Source organism: Ktedonospora formicarum (assembly GCF_016587355.1).
In the GTDB taxonomy this organism is placed as follows: domain Bacteria; phylum Chloroflexota; class Ktedonobacteria; order Ktedonobacterales; family Ktedonobacteraceae; genus Ktedonobacter; species Ktedonobacter formicarum.
This window is the reverse complement of record NZ_BNJF01000004.1, coordinates 48,144-68,150: the sequence shown is the minus strand read 5'-3', so window position 1 is coordinate 68,150 and position 20,007 is coordinate 48,144. Positions and strand designations below refer to the sequence as shown.

General features: G+C 52.3%; 16 protein-coding genes. 13 read left to right on the top strand and 3 right to left on the bottom strand.

Annotated elements, in window-relative coordinates; genetic code table 11:
- Positions 1-50 precede the first annotated feature (50 nt).
- The 6 genes from K3T82_RS31845 to K3T82_RS31825 all read left to right on the top strand — a co-directional run bounded on the left by K3T82_RS31845 (position 51) and on the right by K3T82_RS31825 (position 7,343).
- A complete protein-coding gene (locus K3T82_RS31845; RefSeq protein WP_220197573.1) occupies positions 51-1,772 on the top strand; it encodes an ABC transporter ATP-binding protein in 1,722 nt (573 codons plus the stop codon).
- Positions 1,773-1,817: 45 nt separating this feature from the next.
- Positions 1,818-3,608, top strand: a complete 1,791-nt coding sequence (locus K3T82_RS31840) for an ABC transporter ATP-binding protein (RefSeq protein WP_220197572.1) — start codon at positions 1,818-1,820, stop codon at positions 3,606-3,608.
- A 39-nt stretch (positions 3,609-3,647) separates the two neighbouring features.
- Positions 3,648-4,637, top strand: a complete 990-nt coding sequence (locus K3T82_RS31835) for a phosphotransferase family protein (protein WP_220197571.1) — start codon at positions 3,648-3,650, stop codon at positions 4,635-4,637.
- A 316-nt stretch (positions 4,638-4,953) separates the two neighbouring features.
- Positions 4,954-5,535, top strand: a complete 582-nt coding sequence (locus K3T82_RS48185; protein ID WP_236031687.1) for an enterochelin esterase domain-containing protein — start codon at positions 4,954-4,956, stop codon at positions 5,533-5,535.
- Positions 5,501-6,223, top strand: coding sequence for an alpha/beta hydrolase (locus K3T82_RS48180; protein ID WP_236031686.1), 723 nt, complete (start codon positions 5,501-5,503; stop codon positions 6,221-6,223). The genes K3T82_RS48185 and K3T82_RS48180 overlap by 35 nt, the downstream gene beginning before the upstream one ends.
- 148 nt (positions 6,224-6,371) lie before the next feature.
- The gene (locus K3T82_RS31825) at positions 6,372-7,343 is read left to right on the top strand and encodes a serine hydrolase domain-containing protein (RefSeq protein ID WP_220197570.1); all 972 of its coding nucleotides are present in this window, start codon (positions 6,372-6,374) and stop codon (positions 7,341-7,343) included.
- An 863-nt stretch (positions 7,344-8,206) separates the two neighbouring features.
- Here K3T82_RS31825 and K3T82_RS31820 read toward each other — a convergent pair.
- Together K3T82_RS31820 and K3T82_RS31815 are read right to left on the bottom strand one after the other, a co-directional pair.
- The gene (locus K3T82_RS31820) at positions 8,207-9,262 is read right to left on the bottom strand and encodes a phosphotransferase (RefSeq protein WP_220197569.1); all 1,056 of its coding nucleotides are present in this window, start codon (positions 9,260-9,262) and stop codon (positions 8,207-8,209) included.
- Between the two features lie 557 nt (positions 9,263-9,819).
- Positions 9,820-10,263, bottom strand: coding sequence for a LexA family protein (locus tag K3T82_RS31815; protein ID WP_220197568.1), 444 nt, complete (start codon positions 10,261-10,263; stop codon positions 9,820-9,822).
- Between the two features lie 352 nt (positions 10,264-10,615).
- Here K3T82_RS31815 and K3T82_RS31810 point away from each other — a divergent pair, with 352 nt between their 5' ends.
- The 7 genes from K3T82_RS31810 to K3T82_RS31780 all read left to right on the top strand — a co-directional run bounded on the left by K3T82_RS31810 (position 10,616) and on the right by K3T82_RS31780 (position 19,242).
- On the top strand, positions 10,616-11,116 hold the full coding sequence (locus K3T82_RS31810; protein WP_220197567.1) for a hypothetical protein: 501 nt from the start codon (positions 10,616-10,618) through the stop codon (positions 11,114-11,116).
- 30 nt (positions 11,117-11,146) lie between these two features.
- On the top strand, positions 11,147-12,268 hold the full coding sequence (locus K3T82_RS31805) for a WD40 repeat domain-containing protein (RefSeq protein WP_220197566.1): 1,122 nt from the start codon (positions 11,147-11,149) through the stop codon (positions 12,266-12,268).
- Between the two features lies 1 nt (position 12,269).
- Positions 12,270-13,928: an EamA family transporter gene (locus K3T82_RS31800; protein ID WP_220197565.1), complete on the top strand. Its 1,659-nt coding sequence runs from the start codon at positions 12,270-12,272 to the stop codon at positions 13,926-13,928.
- Positions 13,929-13,943: 15 nt separating this feature from the next.
- The gene (locus tag K3T82_RS31795) at positions 13,944-15,575 is read left to right on the top strand and encodes a hypothetical protein (protein WP_220197564.1); all 1,632 of its coding nucleotides are present in this window, start codon (positions 13,944-13,946) and stop codon (positions 15,573-15,575) included.
- 226 nt (positions 15,576-15,801) lie between these two features.
- Positions 15,802-16,074, top strand: a complete 273-nt coding sequence (locus tag K3T82_RS31790; RefSeq protein ID WP_220197563.1) for a hypothetical protein — start codon at positions 15,802-15,804, stop codon at positions 16,072-16,074.
- Positions 16,075-16,819: 745 nt separating this feature from the next.
- On the top strand, positions 16,820-16,993 hold the full coding sequence (locus K3T82_RS31785; RefSeq protein ID WP_220197562.1) for a hypothetical protein: 174 nt from the start codon (positions 16,820-16,822) through the stop codon (positions 16,991-16,993).
- A gap of 347 nt (positions 16,994-17,340) precedes the next feature.
- Positions 17,341-19,242 (top strand): 3'-5' exonuclease, encoded by a 1,902-nt coding sequence (locus tag K3T82_RS31780; protein ID WP_236031685.1) that lies wholly within the window; start codon positions 17,341-17,343, stop codon positions 19,240-19,242.
- 74 nt (positions 19,243-19,316) lie between these two features.
- Here the strand turns inward: K3T82_RS31780 and K3T82_RS31775 are convergent, their stop codons facing one another.
- Positions 19,317-19,817: a hypothetical protein gene (locus K3T82_RS31775; protein WP_220197561.1), complete on the bottom strand. Its 501-nt coding sequence runs from the start codon at positions 19,815-19,817 to the stop codon at positions 19,317-19,319.
- Positions 19,818-20,007 lie beyond the last annotated feature (190 nt).

The window sequence follows — 20,007 nt, the reverse complement described above, 5'->3', positions numbered from 1 at the left end:
CGCTTGCGAAAGAACTGAAGCTTCTCTTGATGACCTTGAGGAGGGAGCCGATGCACACATCAGGTACGCTACTGTCAACCCATGCTTTGCGCCGCTTTCGGCATCTTTGGAAGCAGTATCTTGCAGCCCAATGGCGCCTGGTCAGCTTGCTTGCACTGTTTTTACTTGCCACCATTGGGCTGCAACTGCTGACCCCCTTCATGCTTGGGCTCTTCATTGATGCTGCAACGGGCGGGAAACCAACAGAGCAGCTCTTGGCGCTCGCGGTGATGTATCTCGGCCTTGCATTTCTCGCACGCGGTGTGCGAGTTGGCGAAACCTATACAGCGGAGCGACTCGCGTGGATCACGACAAACGCCCTCCGTCTTGATGTCGCACGCCATTGCCTCCGGTTGGATCTGAGCTTTCATCATCAGCACCCTCCTGGTGAATTACTTGAGCGTGTTGATGGTGATGTCAGCATGCTCAACAATCTCCTGTCGCGTTTTGTGCTTGTGCTCATCAACAGCACCCTTTTGACGGTGGGAATGTTGCTTGTTTTATTGCACATTGATCTGCGCATTGGTCTGACCCTGCTGGGGTACACGGCGCTGTATCTGCTCATCAATATCTACATATCGCGCTTCCCTCCACCCTATTTTGTGCAGGCGCGCCACACCGAAGCAGAACTGTATGGTTTTCTCGAAGAGCGGCTCAGCGGAAGAGAGGATATTCGCGCGAATGGAGCTGTACACTATGTCACCCAGCGCCTTACGGTTTTTCTCCGCCAACGGTTTCGCCTCCAGAGGCGAGCAGAACTGGTCAGCCAGGCCGTGAGAGGTGTACGCATGCTCATGTATATTCTCGGGATGCTCATCGCGCTTGGCCTCGATGGCTATCTCTACCTCAATGGGGCGCTAACGCTTGGGATAGTGTACCTCATTTTTGCCTACACGATGCAACTCTGGGACCCGCTGCGCGAGATGACCAACCAGCTTGGCGACTTCCAACGAGCTGTGGCAGGCCTCTCTCGTTTAGATGAGCTTCTGCAAACGAACACCCGTCTTGCTGATGGTGAGCTGGAATATGTGCCAACAGGGCCACTGACCGTGTCCTTTGAGGATGTTTCCTTTGGCTATCAAGCAGGAGAGCCTGTGCTTCGTGATCTTTCCTTTCGCCTACCGTCGGGCAAGGTACTCGGTATCCTCGGGCGCACCGGGAGCGGGAAGACAACGCTCACGCACTTACTGTTACGCTTTTATGATCCCGATAAAGGATGCGTCCGGGTGAATGGCATAGATCTCAAAACGATCAAGATCGATGTGTTACGCTCGCGCGTGGCCATGGTGACCCAGGATGTGCAGATCTTTCATGCCAGTGTACGCGACAATCTCACGTTTTTCGACCAGACAATCTCTGATCACACGCTGAGGCAGGCCCTTGAAACGCTCGGTTTGTGGGACTGGGCTGAACAATTACCGCAGGGGCTAGACACAATGTTACGCTCTGGGGGCGGCAATCTTTCCGCCGGACAGGCACAACTGGTCGCGCTGACACGGGTGTTTCTGGCACATCCAGATCTGGTGATTTTGGATGAAGCCTCTGCTCGTCTCGATCCGGTCACTGAGGCGCTCCTCGACCGTGCGATGAGCGGCCTCTTCCATGGTCGCACGGGCATCATCATCGCGCATCGGCGAACGGCTCTGAAGCACGTCGATGACGTGATGCTCATTGAACACGGACAGAAGGTTCACTATAGCCCACGTGAACACTTCGTCCTGGATGCAGAATAACACGTTTCCTGACAATTTCCAGGGGAGGAGAAGCGAGGAGACAACATGAAACTGTGGCAACTTGCCTGGCACCTGTATCGTTTTCAAACGGGGATGTATCTTTGCTTGCTCCTTATCGTGGTGGGGGGCTGGGTGCTCTATATCCCCTTGGGAGTCCTCCCGAGCCTCTTTTTCGATGCCCTGTCAGCTCACTCGCCACAAGCGATGGAGGTGTGGGGTATCCTGACGTTATTGTTTACGGCTGAGTTCATACGGGCCATCGACATTCTCGGGTGGGAATTACTTCTCACCGTGACCCACTCCATTACCAGTTCACTTCTGCAACACAATCTCTTCCAACGCCTGCTTGCCTTCCCAGGTGGACAGGTACTACCGTTCTCAACGGGAGAGATACTCAATCGCTTCCGTGACGATGTCAACGTGCTCTGCCAACTCCTCGCGTCGTGGTTCAACCTCGTTGGAGCAGGCGTCTTTGCGCTCGTTGCGCTGGTGATGATGGCGAGGATTTCACTGTTGCTGACCATCCTTGTGTTCCTGCCTCTGACAATCATCATCACCGTAGCGAAATGGGTACGGCCGCGCATCGAGCAGTATCGCCACAAGAGTCGGCAGGCAACCGGCGAGGTCAGTGGTGCGCTTGGCGAGATGTTCAATGCGGTTCTGGCCATCAAGGTCGCACGCGCAGAAGAACGAGTGATTGAGCATGTGGCAGCGTTAAGTCGTAAACGCCAGCGCACGTCACTCCAAGATCTGCTGTTCACGTCGACCGTCGACGCGATCTTCGGAGGAACACATGAACTCGGGATAGGTTTGATACTGCTGTTTGGCGCCAGCGCACTTCACCAGGGAACATTGACCATCGGTGAATTTGTGTTGTTTGTCTTCTATCTGGAATGGGTTCCAGGGATTCTTGCCTCGATCAGTCAGGTACTGCCAGCATATCGGCAGGCGTGTGTCTCGCTTGAACGTCTGGTGGCCCTACTGCAAGGCGCACCACCAACCACCCTTGCAGCGCATCATCCAGATCTGCTCAAGGATGCTCCAGCACAGGGAAGAGAAAAAACACCGCAGCGCGATCCAACAGAAAAACTCGCCTGGATAGCTGTCAACAATCTCACGTATCACCATCCAGGCACGGTACATGGAATTGAGCAAGCGACATTTTCCCTGCCACACGGCTCGTTTACCGTTGTGACGGGTCGTATGGGTGCGGGCAAGACGACATTGTTACGAACATTGCTTGGGTTACTCCCGAAAGAGGCGGGGGAGGTTAGCTGGAATGAGAAGAGAGTAGAAGATGCGGCGTCGCATTTCGTTCCACCATATAGCGCCTACACCCCACAGGTACCCAGGCTCTTTAGCGACACGCTGCGCGACAATGTGTTGCTTGGTCTTGCCACAAAAGATGCAGACCTGGCAGAGGCTCTCTCAGCCGCCGTGATGGAACAGGATCTTCAAACCCTACCAGAGGGAGTAGGGACACAGATTGGTCCGCGTGGAGTTCGCCTTTCGGGCGGACAGGTCCAGCGTACAGCCGCTGCTCGTATGTTCATACGCGACCCAGACATCTTCATCATTGATGATCTTTCAAGCGCGCTGGATGTGGAAACAGAGCGTCTCTTGTGGGAACGGCTTTTTGCTCGTACAAACAGCACCTTTCTTGTGGTCTCACATCGTCATGCGGCATTGCGCAGGGCGGATCATATCCTCCTCTTAAAGGACGGCAAGATTGAGGCACAAGGGACATTGCAAGACCTGCTTGTGGAGAGTGAAGAAATGCGTTGGCTCTGGTCTGGGGAACACCCACACAAGGAAACACAAGAGACGTTGTCTTGAGAGGTTGCATGGAGCATTTCTTGTTGTGAGGAGAAACACATGGCAGAGACCCCTTCCCTAAAAAATGAATGGCTTCACACAAGGCACAACCAGTGGACAACACCGGCCAGTTTGATCCAGGATTTCCTCCGTCGGGCAACAGGAAGTACGATGGCGCACATAAGCCGGGTAGCTCTTGGGCAGGATAACGAAGTCTATGAAGTGGCCACGACCAACCATCACCACGTAATCGTGAGAATTTCACGCAAACCGAATCATCGTTTCGAAGCTGAACGCTGGGCACTCGATGCCGCACGTCGAGCTGGTGTCCCAACGCCCCAGGTGTTGCTCATCGAGCAGGCGACGTATGATGAGACGACTGTCATGTTCTGTATCGAAGAAAAGGTTCCAGGCACACCACTTGACGTGCTGCTCAAAGCAGCGAGAACGCCCAACGTGGACAAAGCCATTCATCAGATTGGAGAGATCCTCGGCAGAATGCATAGCGTCAGCATCGAGGGTTTCGGCTATCTCCAGCCTGATGCAAAAGGGCAACAAACCTCTTTTACTGACATCATGCTGATGGCGAATGAACGAGAGACTGAACTGTCTACAGCTGCAGCGCACTGGCATATCCCGGCACAGAAGATTACGACGTCTCTGGAACTGTTAGACACGCATCGCGAGTTGTACACGTTTTCGACGCCGGTCCTTGTCCATGGTGACTTTGGGCCGCAACATATCTTTGTCGAAGACGATCACATCAGCGGTCTTATCGACATGCAGGATTGTTCCGGCAACCACCCGGTCATCGATTTCGTCAACTGGGATGCCTATTATCGTGAACGTGTCCCAACGAGCACGCTGATGACCTCCTACGGGAACCAGGAGATCTTTACAGACAACTATGAGGCCCTTTTTTACCTTGCTTTGCTGCGAGAAGCACTCATCATGCTCATGGTGAATGCTGCGCATCAAAATCCACATGGCATACAAGGCTTTCTTGCCGCAATGGAGCGTGCTTTGAAGTATTTCGCCACTGCTCGCTAACATGACAAGGGCGAATGTTCAGGCATATGGCAGAGAGGGGGCACTGAAATTGAGGTGGATCATCTCATGAGCAAGCGACTCTCCAGTATGCCCTCTCGGCAGAAGAGATGCAAACTGGAGAGTCGCTTGCTCCCCAGTTTCTTTGGGGAGAGTTCTTGCTTCAATCTCACCCTCGTCATAGTAGTTCTACCAGTCAAACACGCGTTACTGCTAGCAGTAACGCGTGTTTATTGCTAGACACGCGCCTCGTCTCTATGGTACGATGCTTTGGGACGCAACTATGATGTGCCTTGTCTGTGAAAAGAAAGGTCAGGGAATGACAGCCGATTCTTCTCTTCTGAGCCCCCGCCTTGCTCAATTACAACGAGAATTTGAAGAGGGGAACTCGTATGCTCTCCATCACTTTTGGGAAGAAGTGACAAAGCAAGGGACTCCGCTCATCGAATCACTTCCTAATGACCCACTCCATTCGTTCGTGACATTCCTCTGGAAAGATGCTGGCAACACACAGAATGTCGTGCTCATTGGTGGGCCAACACGCTGGGGCGAGTTGACACACAATCAACTCCAACGCTTTCTGAAAACCGATCTCTGGTTCAAAACCTATCGTCTACGCTCTGATATGCGCACAACCTATCAGCTTTCCCCCAATGATGCATTGACTGATCTAAAAGAAATCAAAGACTGGAAGGCGCGGACGGCAACCTTTCAAGTCGACCCCCTCAATCGGCATATTTTTCTCTATCCCAAAGATGAGGACATGGCTGATGATGAAGAGTATCAGGCATGTCCTCATCTTACCTCAAGCTCCTTCGCACTATTGGAGACGTATACGGCCTGGGATCGCCAAGGGAACAGTTGCAATGCATCGTTTCCGCAGTGCTCTTCTCGCCAATGAACGGCGGATATGGGTCTATACGCCACCAGGATACACCGCATCTGGCAAACCATGTGATATACTTCTCCTGCTGGATGGCTTCTGCTATCTTCATGTGATTCCAACACCAACGATCCTTGACAATCTCCTGAGTGAGAAAAAGATTCCTCCCCTCATCACCGTCTTTATTGATTCATTGGATGCGCAGACGCGCTTACACGAAATGCGTTGTAACCCAACATTCGTCCACTTTTTGCGACACGAACTTCTTCCCTGGCTTCGAGAGCACTATCATGTCACCTCTGATTCTGCTCGTACCACCATCGGAGGAGTCAGTGCTGGTGGGCTCGCTGCTGCGTTCGTTGCCTTTGAGGCATCGGACCTCTTTGGGAAGGTCCTCTCTCAATCAGGCTCCTTCTGGTGGGGACCTGAAACCGAAAGAGAATGGCTGACAACACACTATGCAGCAAGAGAAAAACGGCCCCTTCGCTTTTCGCTGGAAGTTGGCCTTTTAGAACGAACCGCCACCGTTGACCAGGTCATAGCAAACCGACATTTTCATGACATGCTCTGTAAGAAGGGATATGATGTGCATTATACAGAGTATAATGGAGGCCATGACTATCTCACGTGGCGCGAGTCAGTGGCGGATGGGTTGCTCGCTCTCATGAGAAAGAGCCTACCAGAAGGATCAAAGGATACCATATGAAGAGAAAAGGGGAGAAGTTTTTGATGAGTAGCATCCCCAACGTCCCTCCTGGCCGACACACACATGGCGCACAGTCGCCCCTTCCGACGTAGGGGCCGACACCGCGTATCTGGCTCAACTCGATCAATATGCTCGCGGTATCACTGATATGCGCAGCATCCTGATTGTCCGCTCAGGCTATCTCCTCTTTGAGCAGTATTACCAGGGTGCAGGACCACTTCACTATCATAACATCAACTCAATTACCAAGAGTATTACATCGGCCCTGGTGGGGATCGCTCTCCAGGAGGGATTGCTCTCATCGCTCGATCAATGTCTATTGCCATTCTTTCCACACTATTTCCCTGACGATGTGCGCAAACAGGATATTACGATCCGTCACTTGCTCACGATGAGTAGCGGCTTCCAGGAGCCCTCAGATGATATTTTGACCTTTCTGGAGGATACGGCCTCGACGGAGAAGATACTCGCGCGCCCGATGCGGCACACACCTGGCAAGGTGCATCGCTACGACGATGTGAGCCTGCATTGCCTTTCATTGATACTCACCTCACTTACAAAGATGCCTCTGGCGGCCTATGCACAGTCTCGTCTCTTTGAGCCTTTGGGCATCTGGCAAGACGAAGAAGGGCGGAAATATCCCTGGCGAAAGGGAACCTCTATCAAGGCAGAACCACATCCACTTGGTCTATGGACCAAAGACGATACGTTGCTGTGGAGCATCGACACACGTGGATTCAATCCGGCAGGATACGGTTTACAGTTGACCCCTCGCGAGATGGCGAAATTTGGTTATCTCTGCCTCAATGGAGGGTCCTGGGATGGTCTCCAGGTTATTCCTGCGGCCTACATGCAGGAGACCTGGATGAACCATATGACAACACCAAAGGGAGAGGGTTATGGCTACCTTTGGTTTCTACCACAATGGAATGGCTGCAGAGTCTGTTGCGCGGCTGGACATGGAGGACAAGTTATCGCAGTGGTGCCGGACCTTGATCTTGTCGTGGTCATCACGATGCAGACCCACATTGGACCAGACGGTCCTCCTCTCCCACCTCTGCTCATGAAAGAATTTGTGCTGCCCGCATTTTCACCACAGGAGACGACACCATCGGTGTAAGCGTCAGGTACCAGGCTCTCTGAAACAGTCATACAAGAAGAAAGAAGCTCTGAGGAGCATCAATGGGCTCCCCAGGGCTCTATCATTTCATACTCTCAACAAAGCATCCATACCACCCATCGTATTTCTCTTAGTTCTTCACGGCGGTGACTTTGATGCTGCGATGACGAGCATGCTCCGCCTTGTGCAAACTCCGGGTCGGTATGCCATCCTACTCGCTCATCAACGATGCTTCGTATCAACAATTTCCAACGAGGTGAGGCCTTATTTGAACATGTCATCTTTTCTCGCTTCCAAGTGCCCCGGTGTGTTGCTCGGTATATCCGATATAGATATATGAATGTGCGTAACAGAGCTTGTCAAAAGGTCTGGATAATGTCTCACGTCTTCATTTGCCAGGGGAAGAGATCAAAAGCATTAGCCAAGGTTATCTCCTCCTCTCCTCTTGGAGCACCTGATCCGCTCTCTGCACCTGCCACCCCTTATAAGATCACGTTTCTTTTCCAACTCATTACAGCACCTCAAAATAGGCGGAATATCAAGGAGTAGTGCCAAACATCAGCAAATAGGGTAGAAATCACATTTTGCATTAAAACTTTATGCGTGTTTCTTTTGCAATATACAAATCTCTTAATATGAAATAGGGTAGTAGATGGGCAATATTTGTTGGGATCGTTATCCTCTTACCGCTCAATCCACATACAGAAATATCTGGCTCACGATCCAGGTGAATCTGGGCCTTGCACAAAACACTATTCATGCCCATGGAGGGCATTGGATGACTTTTTAGCTTTTAGCGCTATTTTCGGGCCATGGTGGTTGCCACCATGCTGAGAGCGTGGTAGCAACCCTTCTCTCAACAACTACTCAAGCCATTGTGTGGCCCACTCTCGTAAAAATACCAATTCTCTGTCGAAAAAGCGATCATTTATCTCTTCCCACCCCCAGTAGTCCCAATTGGCTGTATGGAGCCCGAGAAACCAAAAATGCCTGAGCATGACAAACAAGGGAATGGCTTGAAGATCCGGCCCACTAAGATTCCGGCGCTCCAGATAGCCTTCCAAGTACGCCGTCCACAAGCGCTCAACCTGTTCGTTATCCCAACCTAAGCGACTTTTCCCTAAGGTCATTCCCCAGTAAAAGACGGCAAGGTCGTAGGCTCTCCAGCCGCTCCCACTCACATCAAAATCGAAGAACGTCAGCATCTTTCCCACAGAGAGTACGGCATTCCCGCCTTGCGCGTCCCCATGGCACGTGCCCTGATCCAATCTCTGAATTGGCAAACGCGCAATGCGCTCTTTCAAGAGGTTCGCAAGTTGCAGCAAGTCGTTCCAATCATTGGCACGGTGAGTGAGCAGCGGTTGGATCGTTTGGAGCGGTGTATCAAGCAAAAAAGCCAGATCCAGATGGAAGCGAGAGTGAGCACTGACGAAATCATCGGTGATCTCATGAATCTCAGCCACGGTACGCCCGTAGAGAGCGCTCAACAGCGGTGTCTGCTTGGGAGGAGCCAAAGGTTCTCCTGATGCGTAAGTAAAGAGCACGACAACTCTTTGGCCTTCAGGTGCATTGACAGTACCGAACAGTGTTCCATCCCGCCTGGCAAGAGGAACTGCAACCGAGGCTCCTTTGCGCTTGAGGTGTAACAACAAATCGAGTTCATAGAGAATATCGGATACAGATCGCCATGTTCGACCAGCCGGACGTGGTGCTTGAGAAACACGGAGAATATATTGGTAATTGTTGGTAGACACGAGGTAGGTATCATTAAGATTGTGCGAGAGCAATTTACACTCAACAAGATTCCCAATATCGTAATTGGAAAGCACTTCTGTTATGAGTGCTTGTGGAGAGAGAAGTGACTGAATCACGGGAAAAAGTGTGGAAGCGTTTTCCCCCTTGTGAAAGGTGCTGCGCATGACAAAATTGTCTCCTTATACGTTGAGATGGATGGTTCAAGAAACAGTGTATGGCCCACCCCTGTCATGCTTTTTTCAGCCAAAACGATAATACTCTCTGGGAGGTTCTCGTTACAACGCACTCGCACAAGAAGAACGAAGAGAACGGAAAAAGGTGGTGGCTATGACAGAGATGATGGCGGGATGTATTGTTTGCATAGACGCCTCCTTTCCTCTTCTTTGCAGCTAATTTTCTGATATGGAAGATGTAGAGAGATTGTATCAAACAGCTGCGGCCCTGTCTAGGGACCGCTGGAATTTCTCCCCGATGAACATCTCAAGGGCTCTTCCCGCTATTGCATTCGGCGAGGATGTGTTACAATACCGAGAACTAAGAAATGCTCTTCTTCGTGAGTATATGTACCAATGTAGACAACAAGGTGCGGAGCAGGATGAGTGGGCGAGCAGTCCAGATTTTGAGAGGACTACCACGGGACGCCCACGGATGGCTCCAACAAAGAGCTCTTGAGCTGACGCATAGAAATTGTCTACAACGACGATGGCAAATATTGTTCGTTTCATTGCTCTCCCCGTCGCGACACTTGTGCGAGCCGTGCTCGCAAGGTCTGCGCATGCCCAACGCGCACACTTTTGACCACAAACGAAACCACTCCCCATACCTCAAAGGTCATCCGTGATGTGACAGGCAATGGAGGAAAGCGAGGATGCGCCGAGGCTAACACAACCTTGCCATTTTCAACCAGATACCGCTTGACCACAAAGCCCCCATTGAGCAGCGCGATGATGATACTGCCCGGTTCAGCCTTAAGTGCACGGTCTACCACCACCGGATCCCCATCTCCGATTCCAGCTTCATCCATCGAGTTGCCTCGGACTACCATGAAGAACGTCGACTCGGGATGCTCCTGTAATACCTCGGAGATTTCCAATGATCTTTCGCGCCACCCTTCCGCTGGCGACGGAAAACCTCCTCCTACGCTCCCAACATATTTGCACTCCATGAGTTCCTCCTTCCCAGCGCTCCCTGCCCATGCTTCTTGCGCTTTCCATGCGGAACGAACATATGTTCTACTATTTATAGTATCATTCTATCCAAATAGCAAGCGATCTGTCAATATATTCCCCTTTGTGATCTCCCTCGTGCTTTTGCTCTCCCTGGTATTCGTCTGTGTACTCATCTTATCGTGGGTGCATGATACCTCATGATACCTTGTGTCTCCCGAATGATGCCTCCTGACGCCTCACATGATCTCAAAACTGACTCCTCATGACGTTCCCTTTCGGGCGATTTCAAGGCACACTTGAAGCAGGCCGCACACCGTGAAAACTCGTATTTTCTGTGGAGGAGCATCTATGGCGCAAATTATTCGCAAATCGCGCACCCCTGCGTACTGTGACGTGTCAGCGGAAACGCTGCATTATGTGCTTGAAGGGTTACTCCCTCCTGGGCAGGTGCTCGCGCTCAATTCCACCTTTGGCATTCTGACCGTCTTAAAGACGCAAGGAGGACTACCACAGCAGGGGGCGATGCAGCAGTTTACCGCTGCCGAGCTGGGAGCGCTCTTACCACTTCTGACCAGCTATCCCCACTATTGCCCATATGAGGTGTTGATGGCAGGGTATTATGGAAACATTACCGAAAAAACCATTACCTATTACCGGAATATCCTGTTCGATGCGGTTGAAAAGCACGAAATTGACATGGTGATACGTCCTGTTCGGCGTATCCTCAGTCGAATTCGCTTCAAACTACGCAAGTTTGACATGACGGTCAATTCCATTTTCGAAACTGGATATATTTTGCGTCCAACGCCACTCATGCAGGCGACCCTCCTCCAGGAACACATCAGCTAAATAGGATCGCTCGCAAGGAGGGCTGTTTGTATGACACGCAAAATGCACTATCAACACATGCTTCTCCATGAGGGGGATCAGCAGTACTACCCAGTTGTTGATCGGAGAAGGTTCCTGGCAACCGGTCTTTTAGGTGGATGCGCTTTCATTGGTCTGGCTTCTGGAACAGCAACGGCATGGGTTGCACACGCTGCTGACCACTACCCGGATGGAGGTCCACAGGCAATGTCGATGGGAGGATCGCTCCAATTCCTCCGTCGATTTTCAGGACATCAAGCTCCCGTCCGTAGCCTGGCCTGGTCTCCGGATGGCCAGATGCTGGCAAGCGGCTCGGATGATGTCTCCCTTATCCTCTGGCAAGCCGATGGAACCATCTTGTCTCACATCGCTCATCCCGCGGCTGTCACGGGGCTCTGCTGGTCGCCAGACGGGACCATCGTGGCAACTGGCGCGGGAACAACGCTCTCCTTCCTGCAGGCAACCACGGGGCAAATGCTGGCGCAACATCAGGATCATCAGGGAGCCATTACCGCCTTAACCTGGCTGGCAAAGATGCCCCGCCTGATTTCTGTCGGACTCGATACGCGAGCAGTTGTTTGGGAGACGTCTCACTACCGCCCTCTTCGTGTGTTTCGAAAACATACAACGCCGATTGAAGCGGTCGCCTCCTCTCACGAGGTGATTGCCTCGGCCTCGCGTGGTGGTGTGATCCGCATCTGGCAGGAACATGCTCAGGAACTTCATGGCCTGTATCAGGACACGCAGAAGGCGTTCCATTGTCTGGCGTTCTCGCCCCAGGGAGAACTGGCCGCAGGTGGTGACGATGGCATGATACGCCTCTGGCCGACTGCCTCTGTCTGTCAGCAGAGCGCATTGATAGAAGGAGAGCAGCGCTGCGTTGATGAGCCTCAACGTTGGCAAGCGTCGGCAACGCCTCTTCGTAGCCTGGCCTGGTCGCCAGATGGTCGCTATCTGGCAACTGGCAATGATGATGGGATCCTTTCGATCTGGCAGATGCGGTCATTCTCCAGGCGGCTCGTCGCGCAAGAAAAGCATGCGTATCCTCTCAATGCAAGCGCCTGGTCGCCTAACAAACACTTGCTGGCTGTTGCCTCCGGGCAACTGATCTATCTCTGGCAATGGAGTTCATAGTATGAAACAGACACAATTGCTCCATCACCACCCGTCGTTTCCATGGTGGGGGAGTGTGCTCCAGGCGAGTGGCCTGGAGAGGCAACGCATCCTGAAACTGTTGGCTTATGGAGCATGCCTGCTGGTGAATGTGCTCTATGCTTCCTTCTCCATCGTTGCGAGTGAACCACTTGAGCGGATTGATGCTGTCATCTTTACCGCATTGCAATTTGCTCTCCTGCTTCCTGTGGCGCTCTCTCTCTTATGCCGCTTCCGGTCTCTGCTGACGCGGCAGATCTGGCGTCGTGGTGCCAGTTTGGGAGTATATCTCAGCCTCGCGCTTCTGTGCCTCACCTATTCACTGCAAAGTACAGGGATTACGGAGACCGTTGTCTTTGTCTGCCTCAATGGCATTATGGCGACATTGATCGCTGTCTGTGTTCTTCGCCAACCACAATCGCGGTTCACCTGGGGGGCCTGTTCCCTGGCGCTTCTCGGAGCACTGTTCGTTTGGCAAGCACACCCACAGCACTGGCGGGCTAATATCACCGCTCTAAGTGGTGGATCTGGGCTGACGATCTTTGCTTTTCTGGTTGAACGTTGGCTGATCACAGGCCAGGACGAGGAGCACAGTCTATCTTTGTGGCCGCAGCTTGGCGTGTTGCTTCTCACATTAGCGGGGACCTCTCTGCTTGTTGCCCTATGCTTTGGCAATTGGTCATCTCTCCGGGCGTGGCATCAATCGGATGCGACCATTCTCGCCTATACAAGTCTGGGCACCGTCTTGCTTCCATTGCTGCTGACGATCAAAGCGCAGCGCTTTCTCAATGTTGTCACGGTTTCTTTTCTCGCTATCCTTGAACCCATCATCAGCGCTTTGTACGCGTATTTTGGGGGCGGGGAACGGCTGACCTCCCTGGCGTATGTTGGGGGAGCGATCATCCTCGTCTCAGTGGTCCTCCAAACGCTACAGAGCGCGTTCACACGTACACCTTCAACCGCGCCGAAAAAGACTCAAGAGCCAATGGTCTCACCACAACAAGAAAGGTCTCAATGCTCCATGTCAACGATACCAGCGCTTCGTCTGTTGTGCTTCCCGCCGCCAGGGCAAGAGGCGTCGCTTTTCCGTACGTTCCCAGATCTGCTTCCGTCCAACCTGCAAAACCTGGTCGAGGTGTGTCCACTTCAACTTCCTCAATGGCATCAGGACGTGTCATTGGTACCTGATGGAGCTACGCTGAGGGCGCTTGCGCATGCCCTCGTTCCTGAGGACGAGGCACAATCCCCTCTCTTCTCAGAACTGCAGGTTCCTTTTGCCTTGCTTGGCCTGGGCCTTGGGGGCGTATTGAGCGTGCAGGTCGCGCAGTTGCTCGCACAGCGCTATGCCTGTTCCCCACAAGCGATGTGTATCGCAGCCTGCCGCCCGCCTGTTCCTTCTCTTGCGCCTGGAACATTGCAGTGTCCTTTGACCGTCTGTGGTGGAGAAGATGCTGCTGTGTCCTTACAAGAGCTTGTGGCCTGGCGCGACTATACCGATGGCCCTTTCCGTGTGCATCTCGTGCCCGGGGACCCCTTGCACATGCCTCTTCTTGCCCGGTATGTGGTGCGGACGCTCCAACATGTGCTTGCGCAGCAGGAGCGACCTCAAGGCCTTTCTGTGCAAGAACGGTTGCTTGCCTAGGGAAAGGAGACACTGATGATTCTGCAAGACGTGACCCCGTTTCTCGGCGACCATGCACCTTTGCCTACCCCACTCAATCTCGCAGAGGTTGAGCCAGAAGACCAACTCACGGTTGTACTCATGATGTTGCGCCAGCAGCGAGGGGCAGTCTTTCTGGTCTTACCGTCACATGGATCTGCGTTTGCTCAGACAGAAGATTTTGCTTCCCTTCGTCGTCTGGAGCGCGAGGAGATGGCATTGACCATTGTTGGTGTGGTGATCCCACCAATTCGCGCAACCCTGGCAGCCTATGCTCATCAACATGGATTCGTCCATGCTCCTTCGTTAGAAGAGACCATACAGCGTGTCACGCAGCAGCAACAAAGCTCTCAACCATCTGAGGCTATCATTCGCGATCCACACGCCTCGCAGGGGCATTTCTTCTCCCGTGATGAGGAAGCGTCGCCGGTGCTGGCCCTCCCCAATACCCCTCTTCCTGTCGCCTCCTTTGCAAGCAAGCCTCGGTCGCCGAACAAACGCCCGATACTTGCCAGTGTGCTTCTGGGGGTAATTGTGCTTGTGCTCTTCAGTACAATCCAGGTGTTCTCCCCCAGGCAACAGCCAGCAGCTTCTCAACCAGTAGCTGTAGGGACGCTCCAGTTCATGAGTAGTGGCCTGCATGATCCCTTGAATAGCAAAGGGCTCAATGATCAACTGCGCCTCGATCTTCAGCATCTAAGAGAGCCTGCCTCTGGGCACAATGACTATGCATGGCTCCTCCCCGATGCCTCCAATGATGAAATCAAGCCATTATTGCTCGGAGCGCTCTCGATTCAGGGAGGCAACGCCCACCTGGAGTATCACAGCCCAGATCATGCCAATTTGCTTGTCACCTTCAGCCAGCTCCGCATTACGGAACAGGCACAAGGAATCGTGCCGGTGGCACCTGCGGCAGATCCTGCGACATGGCGCTATGGAGGGGCGTTTCCCAACACATTGGCATCCGGGGACAGCTTTAGTTTTGTGGCGCATCTCAGACACCTGCTTGCCCAGGACCCAACGCTTATGAAACTTGGTCTTGCGGGCGGACTGGAGGTCTGGCTGACCAGGAACACGGAAAAACTGTTGGAATACGCGACAGCGACACGAGACGATTGGGGCAATGCAGGCGCGACCAACCTGATGCATCGCCAAATTGTGCGCATCTTAGATTACCTGGATGGGGAGGCATATGTTGGACTGGATGTCCCTGCTGGCACCCCGTTTCTTATTGATCCCAAGATGGGGCGTATCGGCCTCCTCGAGGTGCAAGAGGACCAGGCACTGCCGAGCTATCTCACCCATGTCGATCTGCATCTGCAAGGGCTCGCGAATGCCCCCGGCCACACGGATGCGCAGCGCCAATTAGCGATCCACATCGACCAGGTCACCGCTCCTGTCAGAGGATACATGCAGCGTATCAGGAACGATGCCCAACTCCTGGTCTCTATGAACCAGGTGGCTCGTGATCAACGCGCCCTTGACCTCATCAACGATATGGTGACCAATGCCACGCTCGCGTATGCAGGGCAGCCCACCAGTTCTGGCGAGAATACCGGAGGGGTGCTGTGGATCCATAACAAGCTCCAGGGACTTGCCGTGATGCCTATCTTTCCTCTCACCCAGTAGTCAGTACTCTCCATTACATGAGAGCTAGTTCGATGAACGTGCTCTCTTCCGCACTTCTCAACCGTCGCGAAAATGAGAGACGACTTGCTGCCGTTTCGTGACGTGATCGTCTCCTGATCTTTACCATATTTTCCAGCATCAAAAGCCTCTCTCCAAGTACACTCTGAATAGCAATTCGCTCCAGTTACTCTCACAACCGTTGTACCCACTCAGAAGAGGAGAAGTTATGACAAAGATTTCTAAATGGTTTTGCGGAAGTTTGGTGCTCGGCCTCGTCGGCATCGGGATGTTGACCATGGCACTGCTTCCCCAGCCAGATGTTATTTATTGGCATGGGGCGTTGGATGCCCCTCATCGCGTCGCTAGCTTTGATCCCTACAATAGCAGTAATGTCGTCTATCCACATGGTAGCCAACCAGATGCTGTTTATCCCCATGGTGATGTTACCTATGCTCTTTATCCCTATACCAGTCCGAATGTCATCTATCCTCATAATTAAAGACATCCTGATTTCTTTATGTTCATACATGCGTTTTACAACGAATCCAAGGAAAAGAGGTCATGCAATGTCCCACTATGATTAAGGTTTTTTATGGCTATACTTTCTGTTGCTGTTGCGTTCTTTCGGCTTCATGTCTCAAGTAGAGTAGACATGAAGCCGAAAAAATACGAAAGGAGGTTATTATGCGCCTATCATTGAATCAGATAGGAATAGGAACCCTTCTCGTTCTCTTGCTGCTTCTCTGCGTTGTTTTACTCGGCCTCTTCTGGGCAGTCACAACGTTGCCTATGGAGCATCTTTTCAGAGCCCTAAGTGATTTGCAGCCCAGCGTTGTTTATCCCCGGACGATGATTTATCCGCATGGTGGGCCGAGTGTTATCTACCCGCATGGAATGATCTATCCGTTGAGCGTACCGAGTGTTTTCTATCCCCATTCTTAAGGTTTCTTTGCTAGCTCATCAGGAAGGGAGTATAGGATGCAACTTGCTGTACGGAAACAGGGTATCATTCTCTTTGCTTTATTCGTTCTGCTTATCCTCGTTCTTGCTGGAATCCTTGTCTTCAGTGCTTCTTTGGAAGGATGGTTTGTATTTAGCCTCGGGCATCCTAATGCCATATATCCTCATGGAATAAATCCTTCTGTTGCCCCTGGCATGAGTGTGGCGTATGGACCTCATGTAATATATCCTCGTACCTGACAGAGGACAAGCCACATTTGGGCCCTTGAAAGGATGGGTTGCTCGTGAATGTCATCGCGTTGCACAAAAATCGGATGATTGCTCTGATTCCGCTCGCTCTACTCATGTTCTTTATTATCTGTCTTGTTTCCTATAGCATCATTGCCCATACTGATATGGGATACATGGCCGCTGCTGGCAGTGGAGCTACACCGAATGCCATTTATCCACATGGTTAGGTCAGGTGTGAGAAATACCATCTCTAGAAAGAGCGGTAATGCTCGTCGCAGAGCATTACCGCTTTTCTTTTCTACATCTTCATACAAATCGCAATGCCTGGTTTGTTGTCAACAATCTAGGTGCATACTCAGGCAGAAATGACGCGGAGGTAAGCTCGCCAGGGAAGCGCTCTTTTTTTCGAAGCCAGCACGATGCATTCTTGCTCTTCTCCTTGCATACGTTCATATCTGTGTGATGTCCTCAATCAGGATGGAATTTTACCTCTTTCACCAGTATCATGAACAGTATATGGCTTGTATGTAACATGTTCATAGAGAAAAACGGTCTGATGCGAAAGGAAGAATGAGTGACTACTGATTCCAACGTGAGTGTTCCTGCCCATCAACATGATGAGATGCTCTTTGGCTGGGATCCGACGCCTGGCATTGTCTCCATCTGGGCAACCCGAACAGGGAAAGCGCTTATCTGGCAACGACAAGATGAGCAGGTGATCTGTACCCAAGCATCGTTTCGTTCCTGGCTCTTTGCACGAACGTTAGAGGATCTCCCCATGCTTCACTCGCAGCCTCCAACGACGCTTTCCTGGGACATGGATCACTCTCCAATCAGTTATCGCATATTGGACGGCTCTGTAGGCTCATTTCAGTATCTGCTGTCAGCTCGTGATGGTCGAATACTTGAACGGATGCTGCTTGCGGGAGCCTCACAACGCCTGGGACGGCAGGTCACCTCGCTAGGATCCTTGTGGGAGGACTATTATCGCGTTGGCTCTGTGGAACAGTATCTGATGCAGACTGGCCGTGTCTTCTTTCGGGGAATGGCGTATGATGATCTGCACCGCTTGCAATTTGATCTGGAAACGACCTCACTTGACCCTTCACAGGGTCGCATTTTTCTGGTGGCGATCCGAGACAATCGGGGGCATGAACAAATTTTAGAAGCAGCCACCCCTCAAGAGGAGCCTACCCTCATTACCGAGCTGTGCACTTTAATTCGCCACCTGGATCCTGATGTGATTGAGAATCATAATCTGTTTGGTTTTGATCTTCCCTTTCTTGAGGCCCGAGCTCAGGCTCTTCATGTCCCGTTGCTGCTTGGACGAGATGGAGCTCCGCTACCACTGGAATCATTTGAGGAAGCAGGACCTCATCGCAGGAAACGCAAGCGCTATAGCATTGCCGGACGAGAGCTGATCGATACTCTGGATGCTGTTTTTCGGTATGATTTCGTTGCGCGCTCTTTGCCGTCGTATCGTCTCAAGGAAGTTGCCCGCTACTTTGGCATAGCCGCTCCAGAACGTGTGTACCTTGAAGGGAGCAAGATCTACGAGACCTATCAACACCATCCAGATCTGGTACGCCGATATGCGCTTGATGACGTGCGTGAGGTAGATGGGCTCTCACGTCGCCTGATGGGGGCTGCCTTTGCCCTTGCCGCAATGGCTCCTCGTCGCTATGAGCGAGTAGCCTCAGCCGGTCCTGCCATGGGCATTCTTGAACCGATGTTGGTTCGGGCATACCTGCGAGCAGAGGCCGCCTTGCCGCCCTACACATCCGGGCAGGAGGAACGTTATGGACAGCATCAAGGTGGTGCCTCATATTTGTTGGCAGAAGGTGTGGCGGAGCATGTCGTCAAAGCAGATGTGGCCTCGCTGTATCCCTCGCTGATTCGCGCTTTTCGAATTGGACCCAAGTGCGATCGCCTGGGGGCGTTTTTGCATTTTATGGATCGCTTAACAGAGCTACGCCTTGCCCACAAACGAGCAGCGCGAGAAGCCCCTTCTGGTTCAATGGAAGCCAATCAGCATGATGGCACGCAGGCTGCTATGAAAACGGTCATTAATGCTGCGTACGGGTATCTGGGTGCCACCTCGATGGCGCTCTTTGCGGACCTGGAAGCGGCAAATGAGATCACCAAGCGAGGCAGAGCTCTCCTTGATGGGATTCTTGGAATCTTGCGAGAGCGAGGCATGGTGCCGATTGAAGCGGATACCGATGGGGTATACTTTGCGGTTCCCCGTGAATGGGGGGAAGCGCAAGAACGGACCTTGGTCAATGAGGTGGCCGCGACGTTACCTGATGGGGTGAAGCTGGAATATGAAGCGCGCTATGCCGCGATGCTCTCGTATGCGATCAAGAATTATGCTTTGTTGACCTATTCGGGCGATATGATTGTGCGAGGGGCGGCCATGCGGTCGAGCCGCTCAGAATTATGTGGGATTACTTTCCAGTCTCATTGTTTAGCTTAGCATGCTGAAAGGGTACACCGTGCAGCTGACGCCAGTGAACCACGAAGTTATCCGTAACCGTTACGGATGGAGCCTCACGAGTATCCATCAAGCAGCATCAGTTTCCAGAGATGGGCAAACTCCTGCAGATCCTCTTGTGAATAGTGCTGGCTGCGCATTCTTGACTCATATCCTGCGCGGCTCCCGCGTAACAACAAGAGGTCATCAGCCAGGATGCGTTGACCCAGATCCCCTCTGACCTGCTGTGATTGTTTCCTCAGCCAGCCTTTGAAGCCTCTGACCTGCGTGTCTTTGTGGTACCATCGGTCCACATCGAGCTTTCTTCTGATCTGAAACAGTTCCTGCTCTTGCTCCTCTAAGCGCTGCGCTTGCTCTTGGATGATGCGCTTCTGGTCCTCTTCCTTTGCGCGGAGATCGGCCAGTTCGGAAAGCGTTTCTGTGAGCGTAGCACCTTGCGTCTGGTCCTGCTTGTGCTGCTCACGCCAGTAGGCCATCTTGCACTTGTTCTTGTTGTCGCAGAACTGTTGGTTCGCTCGACCGGTGAGTTGAGCCCCACACTTTTTGCACGTCCCCATAGCGAGCCATCTCCTGTCCGCTAATCGTAACCGCTAAGCATGTTACGGATAACGCGCGTATCCAACTATCCAACGGGTGCGGCAAGTTTTTTTGCGTCGAGCTCATCAAGGGCAATGGAGAGATGAGACGATGGGAGAGAACAACGCTATCAGAAAGACAAGAAGAGAAGGTGAACCTCTTCTTCTTGTC